This is a genomic window from Streptomyces tirandamycinicus (assembly GCF_003097515.1).
Lineage (GTDB): Bacteria > Actinomycetota > Actinomycetes > Streptomycetales > Streptomycetaceae > Streptomyces > Streptomyces tirandamycinicus.
In genome coordinates, this window is sequence record NZ_CP029188.1 from 2407882 (window position 1) to 2420606 (window position 12725).

The window sequence follows — 12725 nt, forward strand, 5'->3', positions numbered from 1 at the left end:
ACGGGGCGCGGTACTCACGCGGGGTCCGCCGAGCCTCGGGCGTCCTCCACGTGCACGACATGAAGTTCGGTGCCGTCCCTGTGGCGTTTGGAACGTCCGAACAGCCCGACGGTGAAGTGCGAGTGGTCCTGGGGCTCATCAGGGCCGACATAGGTGAGAACGTCGTCGTGATGCCCGGTGACGACCCATCCCTCGACGTCCTCGAGGTCGATCACTCCGAAATCTCCTGCCGAGGATCCGGCATGCGCCGGGCCGAACGTGCTCAGCAGGTCGGTGGCCTGTTCTGCGAGCGCTCCCTCCGGAGCGGCCAGCACGACACAAGTGCCGTGCTCGAACAGCACCCACGACTTGTGCGGGTCGGCGAGCAGCCGTCGCCAGGCGTCTGTCAGTGTCTCGGTGTTCACGCCGGTCATCATGCCGCAGAGCACTGACACCGTAAGACGGTCGAGCGTCGGCCAACGGCGCATCGCGGCTCCTGGACTTGCGGGCCTGCCGGCCCCGTGTCCGGCAGGCCGGCCACCGCGGCCGCGGTCCATGTCAGCAGCCGCAGTCCTCCGCGCCGACGGGTGCCGTCAGCGGGTCGGCGGCCCGGCGCTCCCGGCCCTGCCGGGTCTCGTACGCGAAACCCTCGCGCACCCAGTACTCGAAGCCGCCCAGCATCTCCTTGACCCGGAAGCCGAGTTCGGCGAGCGCCAGTGCGGCGCGTGTGGCGCCGTTGCAGCCCGGGCCCCAGCAGTAGGTGACGACCGGCACCGATCTGTCCAGCAGCCCTTCGGCCCGGTCGGGCACGAGGGCGGTGGGCAGATGCACCGCGCCCGGGACACGGCCTTGGTCCCAGGCCTCTTGGGAGCGGGAGTCGAGCACGACGAACCCGGGGTCGCCGTCCGCGGCCAGCGCGGCGGCCACGTCCGAGACGTCGGCGTGGAAGGCGAGACTCGCGGAGAAGTGGGCGGCGGCCGCTGCCGGAGACGCCGGCGGCACACGGAGGACGGGGTTCGAAGCGGTCCATATCGTTGTCATGACCACGAATCTATGGTTACCCCGCTCCGGGTTGAAGCAGGATTCCCCGGCGGATGCCTTGATCGGCCGGGGATCCCCCTGTTACCTGTCGAGCATGACGGGATATGCACCGGACGCCACCGACTGGCGGATCCTCGACGCCCTGCAGGCCGACGGGCGCGCCAGTTTCGCCGAGCTCGCCCGGACGGTCTCCATGTCGCCGAGTGCGGTGACCGAGCGTGTACGCAGGCTAGAGGAGGCGGGGGTGATCTCCGGCTACACGGCCGTCGTGGACCGGGAGCACCTCGGCCTGCCGATCCTCGCCTTCGTCCGGCTTCGCTACCCGAACGGCAACTACAAGCCGTTCCACGATCTGCTCGGCACGACTCCCGAGATCCTCGAGGCCCACCATGTGACGGGCGACGACTGCTTCGTCCTGAAGGTCGCCGCCCGGTCCATGAGCCATCTCGAGGAGATCTCGGGCCGGATCGGCGGACTCGGCTCGGTGACGACGAGCGTCGTGTACTCCTCGCCCCTGCCCCGACGGCCGGTCAGCCGCTGACCGGGGCCGAGCGCAGCCGCACGGTGGAACCGTCGCGCTCCTTGACGACCTCCAGCCGGGCGGGGATCCGACGGCGCAGGTCGGCGACGTGGCTGACGATGCCCACGCTGCGGTCGCGTTCCCGCAGCGAGTCGAGGACGTCGAGCACCTCGTCGAGGGTCTGGTCGTCGAGGCTGCCGAAACCCTCGTCGATGAACAGGGTGTCCAGCCGCGCGCCGCCCGCCTCGTCGGTGACGACGTCGGCGAGGCCGAGGGCGAGGGCGAGGGAGACGAAGAAGGTCTCCCCGCCGGAGAGCGTCGCCGTGTCCCGCTCCTTGCCGGTCCACGCGTCGACGACGTGCAGACCGAGTCCGGAGCGCTTGCCGCCGGAGCGGGCGTCCGAGTGGACCAGCGTGTAGCGGCCCGCGGACATGCGCCGCAGCCGTACGGTGGCCGCCGCGGCGACCTGCTCCAGCCGGGCAGCCAGGACGTAGGACTCCAGGCGCATCCTGCGTTCGTTGTCGGCGGAGGTGCCCGCGGTGAGGGCGGCGAGCCGGGCGACGCGCTCGTACTCGTCGCGCAGCGGGCCGAGCCGGCGCGCCTCGGTCGCGGCGAGACGGGACAGCCGGTCGAGTTCCGCACAGCGTTCCCGGGCGGCGTCGAGCGCCGAGACCGCGTCGCGCAGTGCGCTCTCGGCGGCGTCGGCGGCGCGCAGCACGGCGTCGGGTTCGGCGGGCGGCCGGGCGGCGGCGGAGCGGGGTTCCGGTTCGGCGAGGCGGTCGGCCACCGCGGCCTCCTCGGCCTGCCAGGCGTCGAGCCGCCGTCCCAGGTCGCGCTGTTCCGCGTCGGCCAGGAGCGCGGCGGCCGCGGCGGCGGGGGTCTCGTACCCGGCGCGGAACGCCGCGTCGGAGAGCCGGTCGTCGGCCTCCTTCATGCGGCCGGCCGCCGTGTCCGCCGCGCGTACGGCCTGCGCGGCCTCGTGGAGCAGCGCGATGCGCCGCTCCAGCAGCGCGGCCCGCTCGGCGACGGTGCCGCAGCCACCGGCGGCCCGGGTCACCTCCGCGTCCAGCGCGTTCTGCTCGCTCTCCAGGGCTTCCCGCCGGGACGTCCGCGCGACGGCGCGCCGTTCGGCCTCCTGCCGCGCCGACAGCCGCTCGCCGTACTCCCGCTCGGCCCGGTCCAGTTCCTCGCGGGCCTCGTGCGTCCCGGCCGCCAGCGCGTGGGCGTCCCGGTGCTCGCGCTCCAGCCGGGCGACGACCGCCTCCAGGGCCGCGACGGTGGGGTCGGTGGGCGCGGGGTCCGCTCGGACCCCGCGGTCGTGTTCGGCGACCGCCGCGACATACGGCGACCCGTCGACCGCGGTCCGGGGCGTGGACGCGGCCTCCATCCGGGTGTCCGCGGCGCCGCCGGCCGGTGCCTGAGGTGCGGTTCCGGTTCCGGGCCGCCGGCCGGAGCCGCTCGCCGCCCTTCCGTCGCCCAGGTCGTCGGGCGCCGCGGACGGTGCCGGAATGCCCGGCTCCGGCGCGGACGGCGCCGCGCGGTGGGCGGCGCCGTCGAGTGGGTCCTCGGGAGCGGCTTCGCGCGCCGCGTCCCTTGCGGCCGTGAACGCCCCGTGCAGCACGGCCAGTTGCCGCTCTGCTTCGGCGCGGTCCTGGTCGGCGGCGGCGTACTCCTCGTACGCCGAGTCCTCCGCCACGCGGTCGACATGGGCCTCCCCCGCCCTGGCCGGTGCGGGGTGCTCGGCGGAGCCGCAGACGGCGCAGGGTTCGCCGGGGGCCAGCCCGGCGGCGAGTTCGGCGGCGATACCGCGGAGCCGGCGCTCCTTGAGGCCGAGCCAGTTCTCGTGGGCCGCGTTGGCCCGCTCGCGCGCGGTGCGGTGCTCGTCCTCGACGGCGGCGGCCCTGGCGGCGAGGCGGTCGCGTTCACGGGCGGCGGTCACCCGGCGGCGGGCCGGTTCCAGCCGTCCTGCGAGGTGTTCGGCGCGGGTGGCGGCCTCCTGCGCGGCCTCGATCCGGTCCTGGAGCGCGCGGCGCACCGTGTCCCAGTCGGCCAGCCAGCCCTCGGCGTCCTGCAGGATCCCTTCGTCGTGGCGGGCCTGGCGGTCCAGCTCCCCGCGCTCGCGGGCGATGTCGGCGCTGCGCCGCTCGGCGCGGCGCGCGGCGTCCAGGCCGCCGAGTTCCTGGCGGAGTTCGTGCTCCACTGCGGAGAGCCGTTCCGCTCCGGCGTCCGCCAGTGGGGCGGGAAGGGCGGCCCGGGCCCGGCGGGCGGCGGCGTCCGCGGTCCGGTGCTCCCGTTCGGCGTCCTCGCGCAACCGGAGCGCCGGGCCGACGAGTTCGGCCCTGCGGGCCTGCTCCAGGCGTTCCCGTGCCTGCTCCATCGCGGGCCGCCGGTCCTCCAGTTCCGCGGCCCGCCGCACGGCGTCGGCGTGTCGCCGCTGCAGTGCGGCCAGTTCCCGTTCCGCGTCCAGGGCGCGCCGGGCGGCGGACTGGCGGGTCTGGGCCGCGGCCCGGGCCGAGGCGGCGACGGCGAGGGATTCCCGGGCGCCCGCGCGGGCCACGGCGGCCCACTGCAGCACCGCCTCCGCGAGGCCGGGGTCTCCCGGCCGGTGGGTGGGGGCGGGCCAGTCGCCTGCCGCGTTCCCGGCCGCCTGGCCCATCCGGTGGGCCAGGGCCAGCAGCCGCTCGTCACCGTCCCGCACCTGCTGCTCGGCGGCGCGGCGCAGCTCGGCGAGGCGTTCCTCGACCAGGGCGAACCGGCGGGTGTCGAAGAGCCGGCCGAGGAGCTTTCCGCGTGCTTCCGCGTCCGCCCGCAGGAAGCGTGCGAAGTCGCCCTGCGGCAGCAGGACGACCTGGCAGAACTGCTCCCGGCTCATGCCGACGAGCTGGGCGATCTCGTCGCCGATCTCCTGGTGGGAGCGGCTGAGCGCGGTCCATTCGCCGCGTGCCGCGTCGTACTCCCGCAGCCGGCTCTGGGCCTTCTCGGTGGTGACGCCCGTGCCCTTCTTCTTGGCGCGGGACTGCGCGGGACGCCGGGTGATCTCCAGCCGGCGGCCGCCCACGGTCAGGTCCAGGCATACCTCGGTGTACGTGCCTGCGGGGGCGTGGTCGCTGCGCAGCGGTGCGCCGGGAGTCTGCCGGGCACCGGGCACCGCGCCGTACAGGGCGTAGCAGACGGCGTCGAGGACGGACGTCTTGCCCGCCCCCGTCGGTCCGTGCAGCAGGAAGAGACCCGCGGCGGACAGCGTGTCGAAGTCGATCTCCTGCCGTGCGGCGAAGGGCCCGAAGGCGGTGATCTCCAGCCGGTGCAGTCTCACCCGGCCACCTCGCGGACGGCCGTGTCCACCCGAACGTGGTCGAAGGCGCCGCGGAGCAGGGCCCGTTCGAGCTCGTCGGGGCCGCCGCCCCCGCGGACGTGGGTCACGAAGTCCTCCGCGATCTGGTGGTCGTCGCGGTCGCGCAGCCGCTCCGCGTAGGAGGCGGCCGTGTCCTCGCCGGTGCGCTCGGGGGCGAAGACGAGGCTCAGGGTGTGCGGGAAGCGCTCGGTGAGCCTGGCCATGGGGTCGGCGGGCCGTACCGGGTCGGTGAGGGTGGCCTCGATCCAGGACTGCTCGTGCCGGGCGAGCGCGGGGTCCGCGAGGAGGTCCTCGATCCGGCCTTCGATGCGGGCCAGCGGCCGGGGCACCGGGCAGTCCAGCCGCTCGGCGGTGATCTCCCCGGCCGGGCCGAGTTCGACCAGCCACATGGTCTTGCGGTGGTGGGTCTCGGAGAAGGAGTACGCGAGCGGGGAACCGGAGTACCGCACCCGCTCGCTGACGGTCTGGCAGCCGTGCAGATGGCCGAGGGCCGTGTAGTGGGCGCCGTCGAAGAGTCCGGCGGGGACGGCCGCGACACCGCCGACGGTGATGTCCCGCTCGCTGTCGCTCGGTTCGCCGCCCGCGACGAAGGCGTGTGCGAGGACGACGGAGCGGGTGCCCGGCGCACGTTGCGCGAGGTCCGCCCGCACCCGCTCCATCGCCGCGCCGAGGACCGCCTCGTGGCCCGCCGCCGTGCCGAACTCGTCGCGTACCAGGGCCGGTTCCAGGTAGGGCAGACCGTAGAACGCGACCTCGCCGTGCCCGTCCCGCAGCACCACGGGGGTGGCGCAGCCGGCGGGGTCGGTGCGCAGGTGGATCCCGGCGCGCTCGATCAGTCCGGAGGCCACTCCGAGCCGGCGGGCCGAGTCGTGGTTGCCGGAGATCATCACGGTGGGCACGCCCGCGTCGGCGAGCCGGTGCAGCACGTCGTCGAACAACTCCACGGCGGCCAGGGGCGGTACGGCCCTGTCGTAGACGTCGCCCGCCACCAGTACGGCGTCCACGTCGTGTGCGTGCGCCGTGGCGACCAGGTGGTCGAGGAAGGCCTTCTGTGCGCCGAGCAGGCTCACCCGGTGGAACGAACGTCCCAAGTGCCAGTCCGACGTGTGCAGAAATCTCAAGAAAACGGCTCCGACCTGATCGTGTCCCCTCCCGGCCCGGTAGCCGGTGCCCGGCCGGGGCGCGAGGCCCGCCGGACGGCACCGACCACGTTAGCGCCGGTGGTCGCCCGCTTCCCCCGGAGCCTCGGTTTTCACCCGATTCCGGGAGCGGTTCCCTCGGCCCGGGGCCGACGACCCGTCCGTTCCTTTCCCAGCCCCCGTCCCAGTCTCTTTCCCAGCCCCCGACCCCGTCGCCGTCGCCGTCGCAGTTTCAGCCTCAGGCGTCGCCGTACGCCTCACCACCGAGCTCCAGCAGGGCCGTGCCCGCGGTGATGTCCGCGAGCCAGGCGCGGAAGGCGTCCACCTCGGAGTCCGGCAGGCCGATCTCGATCGTCACCGACTCCCCGTACCGCACGTCCCGCACCTCCCGGCCGGTCGCGCGCAGATCGTTCTCCACCTTGCCGGCGCGCTGGTGGTCGACGGTGACGGTGGCGAGCCGGAAGCGCTGCCGGGTCACGGTGCCGAGCGCGTCCAGGGCCTCGCCGACCGCACCGCCGTAGGCGCGGATGAGCCCGCCCGCGCCGAGCTTCACCCCGCCGTAGTAGCGGGTGACCACGGCCACGGCGTAGCGGACGTCACGGCGGAGCAGCATCTGCAGCATCGGCACCCCGGCCGTGCCGCCGGGCTCGCCGTCGTCGCTCGCCTTCTGGACGGCGGCGTCGGCGCCGATGACGTACGCGAAGCAGTTGTGGGTGGCGGTCGGGTGCACCCGGCGGACGTGCGCGACGAAGTCCTGCGCCTCCCGCTCGGTCGCGGCCGGGGCGAGCGCGCAGATGAAGCGCGATCGGTTGATCTCGGTCTCGTGCACGCCCTCGCGGGCGACCGTCCGGTACTGCTCCTGCATCCCGCCACCCTATGCCGCCGCCCGGCCCGCACGGCCGGTGGGCCGGGCGCCGCCCGGGGGGCGGGACAGGGAGGCATGGGGCCGCCGCCATGACGCGCCGAAGGCACCGGTCGCCGCGGCTCGCGGTGGCGGCCGTCGCGGGGCCCGGGCGCGTGCGGGCCCGGCTTGGGTTCTAACGGTCCTCGCAACACCCGCGATCTGTGGGAGTTGCGAGGACCGTGGTCGTTGAGCGGGCTGATCTTGCGGGGGTGAGGGAGCGTTTCCTTGCGCGGCTGGACGTCGTGGGGAGCGTGACCGTGGTGGCGCGTGAGCTGGGGGTGAACCGGAACACCGCCTTCGGCTGGGCACGGCAGACCGGCCGGTGTTCGGTGCGCCTGCCACGGCGGCATCCGCGGCGGGACGAGTACGAGCGGCTGCGGGCCGAGGGCGTCGCGCAGTCCGTGGCGGCGAGGCGCGTCGGTGTGAACGAGCGCACGGCCCGGGACTGGGACCAGGGCGTCAAGAAGACCGCAACGACAAGGACCTATGCCGACGGCCGCCGTGTCGACTACGCGGCGGGGACCGTCACGATGGGCGGCGTGACCGCACCATCGGTGGGCCTGGCGGCCCTGGACAAGCAACTCCACCCCAGGTTCCTGACGCTCGCCGAACGCGAGCAGATCCGTGATCTGCGCGCGGCGGGTCAGTCACTGCGGGCGATCGGGCGTGCTCTGGGACGGCCGGCGAGCACGGTCAAGCGGGAGATCGACACCAACTCCGGCAGCGGGGGCTACCAGCCCTACGCGGCCCACCGGGCGGCGGCAGCGCGCAGGCCCCGGCCCAAGGAGCGCAAGCTGCTGCGCGAGGGACGGCTGCGCCGCTTCGTCCAGGACCACCTGCGCAGGCGGTGGTCACCGCAGCAGATCTGCCACGCTCTACGCAGGGAACATCCCGACGACGAGAGCATGCGGGTGAGCGTGGAAACGATCTACCAGGCGCTGTACTTCCAGGCCCGCGGCGGCCTGAAACGGGAAGTGCAGACAGCCATCCGCTCCGGCCGGACCCGCCGCAAACCACGCCGGGATCCCCAGCGGCGCACGCCGCGGTTCACCGACCCGATGATCATGATCAGCGACCGCCCCGCCGCCGTCGAGGACCGGGCCGTGCCCGGGCACTGGGAAGGCGACCTGATCATCGGCGCAGGCGGGCGCTCCGCTATCGCCACCCTGGTCGAACGCAGCACCCGTTACACCATGCTGGTCCACCTGCCGGGCGGAGCCCACGACGCCGAGACCGTCCGCGACGGCCTCGTCACCACGATCCAGACCCTGCCCGCCCACCTGCGCGGCTCCCTCACCTGGGACCAGGGCAGCGAGATGGCACGCCACAAGCAGTTCACCATGGCCACCGGCATGCCCGTCTACTTCTGCGACCCGGCCTCGCCCTGGCAACGCGGCTCGAACGAGAACACGAACGGGCTGCTGCGGCAGTACTTCCCCAAGGGCACCGACCTGAGCGTCCACAGTCCCGAAGACCTCGAACACGTCGCTCAGGAACTCAACGGCCGCCCACGCAAGACGCTCGGCTGGGATACCCCAGCCGAGCGACTACGTGATCTACTCACCACCTGAAACCAAGCGGTGTTGCGACGACCCCTTGAACCCAAGCGGGCGCGTGCGGGCCCGGGCGCGTGCGGGCCCGGGCGCGATGCGGACGCAGCCCGTCCGCGGCCTCCCCGCCTCCAGCGGGAATGCCGGGAGACCCTCGGCCGTTCCCCACACTGCGGCGGCAGCCCGGCTCCCCGGCGGGAGGCCGGCTCCGCGGCGGGATACCGACCAGGGAGGCAGCACGTGCAAAGCGAGACGGACAGCGTCCGCAGGATCCTCAACGATCTCGGCGACACCTGGGCGGTCGTCGGCCTCTCCTCGAACGAGCGGCGCGCCGCCTACGGGGTCGCGCGGGTGCTGCAGCACTACGGCAAACGCATCGTGCCGGTGCACCCGAAGGCCGAGACGGTCCACGGGGAGCCGGGCTATCCGTCCCTCGACGCCGTTCCGTTCGACGTCGACGTCGTGGACGTCTTCGTCAACAGCACCCTGGCCGGCTCGGTCGCCGACCAGGCCGTGGCCAAGGGCGCCCGGGCGGTGTGGTTCCAGTTGGGCGTCGTCGACGAGGAGGCGTACGAGCGGACCCGCGCCGCGGGCCTCGAGATGGTCATGGACCGCTGCCCGGCGATCGAACTCCCGCTGCTTGACTGAAGCGGTCCCGCCGTAAGGCCGGGCGCGCTCCCGCCAGGTGCTCGGGTGCGGTTCAGCCGGGTGCGCTCCCGCCGTGTGCAGGGGTGCCGTTCAGCCGGGTGATCGGGTGCCGTTCAGCGGGGTGAGGGCGCCGTTCAGCGGGGTGGTGCGGGCGACGTGCGGCGAGCGCCTCGCCCACTGATCGCCGGAGCCCTCAGGCGGTGCCGAGACCGTCGAGCACCACGGCGCCCGGGAGCCCGGCGAAGACCTTCCCCGGCACGATCAGCTTGCCGCGGCGGCGGCCGCTGCCGATCAGCACCCACTCGGTGTCGACGACCGCGGAGTCGACGAGCAGCGGCCAGTCGGCGGGCAGGCCGATCGGGGTGATCCCGCCGTACTCCATGCCGGTCTCGCCCGTAGCGGTCTCCATGGGGGCGAACGACGCCTTGCGGACGCCGAGTTGCCTGCGCACCACGCCGTTGACGTCGACCCGGGTACGGGACAGGACCAGGCACGCGGCAAGGGTCGACGCATTGCCGCGCCTGCCGGCCACGACGACGCAGTTGGCCGAGGTGGTGAGGAGGTCGGCGCCGTGGTGCTCGACGAACACGGCGGTGTCCGCGATGGCCGGGTCGGTGTCGACGTACAGCAGTTGGCGGGCCGGGACGTCGCCGTGCCAGGCCCGCACGGCGTCGGCGACCGGGGCGGTGAGGAGGTCGAGGCACTCGGGTGCGGGGCGGGCCTCGTCGAAGTCTCCGATGGGTGCGCGCATGAGCAGCACGCTACAGCCGACGGGGTTCACCCGGCCCGGCGTCTCGCCGGAGGGGTTTCCCGCGGCCGGCTGACCGACCCCGTCCCAGCGCACGCGGTTCCGCGACCCGCCCACCGTCCCGGTCCCAGCGCACGGGGTTCCCGCGGCCCGCCCACCGTCCCGGTCTCCTGGGAGGGGGTGCCGCGGCGATCCGGTCGTCTCAGCGGGCAGGCGGGATGGAGACCGCCATGGTCATCTCGACCGTCTCGGTGCCCGCGTTCCGGTAGACGTGCGGCACGTTCGCCTCGTAGGTGGCCGAGGTTCCGGCCGGCACGGTGTACGGCTGCCCCTCGACGATAAGGGTGAGCTCCCCGGAGGTGACGTGCAGCAGCTCGACGGTCCCGTCGGGGTGGGGATCGGAGGCACTCTCCTCCCCCGGCGTCAGCGTCCAGGCCCAGAGTTCCAGCGGCCCACGGGCCTCGGTGCCGACGAGCAGAGTGGTCGAGCTGCCGCCGGGGGTGGACCACATCCGTACGGCCTGCTCCCGCGGCACGAGCTGGACCTGTGGTCCCTGCTCGTAGTCGAGGAGCGTGGTGATGCTGACCCCGAGCGCGTCGGCGAGTTTGACCGTCGTGCCCACGCTCGGATTGGTACGCGCCTGCTCGATCTGGATGATCATGCCGCGGCTGACGCCCGAACGGGCGGCGAGGGCATCGAGCGTGAAGCCCCGCTCGCCGCGCCAGCGCTTCAGGTTGCGGGCGAGCGACTGCGTGAGCTGTTCGAGGTCCGACACATTCCGTCCAATATTTTTAATAGACTAGTTCAACCTGTTGTACTACGGTGTGGTGCACCCGATCGTTCACCGAACTGTACTGCGAGGCATCGATGACAGCCCTGTTCGCCCTGGCCACCAGTCTCCTGTGGGGGCTGGCCGACTTCGGCGGCGGGCTGCTGACGCGACGCACCCCCGCGCTGACGGTCGTGGTGGTCTCGCAGACGATCGCCGTGGCCGTCCTCGGCGCGATCGTCGCGGTCACCGGCGCCTGGAGCGAGGCGGGCCCCCTGCTCTGGTACGCGGTGGCCGCCGGTGTCGTCGGTCCGGTGGCGATGCTGAGCTTCTACAAGGCGCTGGCCCTCGGCCCCATGGGCGTCGTCTCCCCCCTGGGATCGCTCGGGGTCGTCGTGCCCGTCTCCGTGGGGCTGCTCCTCGGTGAGCGGCCCGGGGTGCTGCAGTTCGCCGGTATCGGCGTCGCCGTCGCGGGCGTCCTGCTCGCGGGCGGCCCGGAACTGCGGGGCGCGCCGGTGCAGCGCCAGGCGATCCTGCTGACCCTGCTCGCCGCCTTCGGGTTCGGCTCCGTGATGGCACTCATCGCCGAGGCGTCGACCACGATCACCGGCCTGTTCCTGGCACTGTTCGTGCAACGCGTGACGAACGTCCTGGTGGGCGGCGCGGCGCTGTACGTCTCGGTGAGGCGGGGCGGCCGCGTGCTCCCGGAGGACGGGGACCCGGGCCTGATCGTCCGCTCGCTGCCGGCCCTCGCCTTCGTGGGCCTGGCGGACGTGGCCGCCAACGGCACGTACGCCATCGCCGCGCAGCAGGGCCCGGTCGCGGTCGCGGCGGTACTCGCCTCGCTCTACCCCGTGGTCACCGCCCTGGCCGCGCGCGGCGTGCTCAAGGAGCGGCTGCGCGCCGTCCAGGCCGCCGGCGCCGGGCTGGCGCTCGTCGGCACGGTCCTGCTGGCGACGGGCTGACCGCTGCCCGCGGGCCCGGTCACGCCGGGCCATCGGCCGCTCGGCGTACGTCGAGGCCGGCTCCGGGCCATCGGCCGCTCGGCGTACGTCGAGGCCGGCGCCCGGCCACCGGCCGCTCAGCGTTCGTCGAGGTCGGCGAGGGCGACCAGTTGCTCCGGTGTCACACCCTCCGGGATCGGCAGGGGCGCGGGCGTCCGCATCGGAGGCTGCCAGCCCTCCACCGGGTCCCAGCTGCGGACCACCCGGGCGGGCGCACCGGCGACCACGGCGTGGTCCGGCACCTCGCCGCGGACGACGGCCCCCGCCGCGACCACGACATTGCGCCCGAGGCGGGCTCCGGGCAGGATCACGGCGCCCGTGCCCAGCCAGCAACCGGGCCCGATCTCCACGGGCTCGGCGCGCGGCCACTGCTTCCCGACCGGTGTGCAGGGGTCGTCGTAGCTGTGGTTGGTCGAGGTGATGTAGACGTACGGGCCGCAGTACGTGTCGGAGCCGATCCTCACCCGCGTGTCGGCGATGACATGACTGCCGCGGCCGAGCACCACACCGTCGCCGAGGGTGAGGATCGGGTCGGGCCCGAGGTCGAGACCGGGCATCATGCCCGCGGTCAGCGTCACCTGCTCGGCGATGATGCAGTGCTCGCCGAGTTCGATCCACGCCTCCCCGAACACCGTTCCCTGCGGGAACGCCAGCCGGGTACCGGTGCCGATGGCCCGGAAGCGCAGCGGGCCTGGCCGCTCCGCGGTCACCGCACCGGCCTCCCGCGCCCAGCGCCAGCCGCCGTGCACGGCCCGCGACACCAGACGCCGCCACCAGGAGGCCAGTGGGAGGAACGTGTTTCGGTTTTTCGGCACCAGGCCACGTTAGTGGGCCCGGACGCGGGCAACCCGGGACGTGCGCTGTGACCTTCACCCCACGCCGTGCGGCGCGTGGAATCGGGTGGAATCGCGAGGGAGCCGCGGTGGAATTGCGAGGGGTGGCCCAGACGGCAGTCTGGGGTGGGAGACCCGAGCGTCCACGAGGAGCCGGACGGGGAGACGCGGGAACGCGGACGTGCGGGAACGCGGACAGGTGACCACGCGGCCACCCGGGGGAGCCCGGCACACGGAC

General features: G+C 73.8%; 12 protein-coding genes. 4 read left to right on the plus strand and 8 right to left on the minus strand.

Annotated features, from left to right (window positions below):
• Positions 1-14 precede the first annotated feature (14 nt).
• Both DDW44_RS10605 and DDW44_RS10610 read right to left on the minus strand, forming a co-directional pair.
• A complete protein-coding gene (locus DDW44_RS10605; RefSeq protein ID WP_108908797.1) occupies positions 15-413 on the minus strand; it encodes a hypothetical protein in 399 nt (132 codons plus the stop codon).
• Positions 414-537: 124 nt separating this feature from the next.
• Entirely contained in the window at positions 538-1020 is a 483-nt protein-coding gene (locus DDW44_RS10610; protein ID WP_026165370.1) for a rhodanese-like domain-containing protein, read from the minus strand.
• Between the two features lie 94 nt (positions 1021-1114).
• Here DDW44_RS10610 and DDW44_RS10615 point away from each other — a divergent pair, with 94 nt between their 5' ends.
• On the plus strand, positions 1115-1561 hold the full coding sequence (locus DDW44_RS10615; RefSeq protein WP_017948431.1) for an Lrp/AsnC family transcriptional regulator: 447 nt from the start codon (positions 1115-1117) through the stop codon (positions 1559-1561).
• Here the strand turns inward: DDW44_RS10615 and DDW44_RS10620 are convergent.
• The 3 genes from DDW44_RS10620 to DDW44_RS10630 form a co-directional block, all read right to left on the minus strand.
• Positions 1551-4853 carry an AAA family ATPase gene (locus tag DDW44_RS10620; protein ID WP_108906266.1) on the minus strand — a complete coding sequence of 1101 codons (3303 nt, stop codon included), beginning with the start codon at positions 4851-4853 and terminating at the stop codon, positions 1551-1553. The two genes, DDW44_RS10615 and DDW44_RS10620, sit on opposite strands and share 11 nt — an antisense overlap.
• Positions 4850-6013: an exonuclease SbcCD subunit D gene (locus tag DDW44_RS10625; protein ID WP_108906267.1), complete on the minus strand. Its 1164-nt coding sequence runs from the start codon at positions 6011-6013 to the stop codon at positions 4850-4852. The genes DDW44_RS10620 and DDW44_RS10625 overlap by 4 nt, the downstream gene beginning before the upstream one ends.
• A 256-nt stretch (positions 6014-6269) precedes the next feature.
• The gene (locus DDW44_RS10630) at positions 6270-6896 is read right to left on the minus strand and encodes a YigZ family protein (RefSeq protein WP_017948434.1); all 627 of its coding nucleotides are present in this window, start codon (positions 6894-6896) and stop codon (positions 6270-6272) included.
• 413 nt (positions 6897-7309) lie between these two features.
• On the opposite strand from DDW44_RS10630, the gene DDW44_RS10635 reads away from it, so the two are divergent.
• Positions 7310-8506 carry an IS30 family transposase gene (locus DDW44_RS10635; RefSeq protein ID WP_425275691.1) on the plus strand — a complete coding sequence of 399 codons (1197 nt, stop codon included), beginning with the start codon at positions 7310-7312 and terminating at the stop codon, positions 8504-8506.
• A gap of 219 nt (positions 8507-8725) precedes the next feature.
• Positions 8726-9133, plus strand: coding sequence for a CoA-binding protein (locus tag DDW44_RS10640; RefSeq protein ID WP_108906268.1), 408 nt, complete (start codon positions 8726-8728; stop codon positions 9131-9133).
• A gap of 193 nt (positions 9134-9326) precedes the next feature.
• Here DDW44_RS10640 and DDW44_RS10645 read toward each other — a convergent pair whose 3' ends face one another.
• A complete protein-coding gene (locus tag DDW44_RS10645) occupies positions 9327-9884 on the minus strand; it encodes a YbaK/EbsC family protein (RefSeq protein ID WP_108908799.1) in 558 nt (185 codons plus the stop codon).
• Between the two features lie 199 nt (positions 9885-10083).
• Positions 10084-10656 (minus strand): helix-turn-helix domain-containing protein, encoded by a 573-nt coding sequence (locus tag DDW44_RS10650; RefSeq protein ID WP_108906269.1) that lies wholly within the window; start codon positions 10654-10656, stop codon positions 10084-10086.
• A 92-nt stretch (positions 10657-10748) separates the two neighbouring features.
• On the opposite strand from DDW44_RS10650, the gene DDW44_RS10655 reads away from it, so the two are divergent.
• Positions 10749-11615, plus strand: a complete 867-nt coding sequence (locus DDW44_RS10655) for a DMT family transporter (RefSeq protein ID WP_108906270.1) — start codon at positions 10749-10751, stop codon at positions 11613-11615.
• Positions 11616-11731: 116 nt separating this feature from the next.
• Here DDW44_RS10655 and DDW44_RS10660 read toward each other — a convergent pair whose 3' ends face one another.
• Entirely contained in the window at positions 11732-12469 is a 738-nt protein-coding gene (locus DDW44_RS10660) for an acyltransferase (protein WP_017948439.1), read from the minus strand.
• Between the last annotated feature and the right edge of the window lie 256 nt (positions 12470-12725).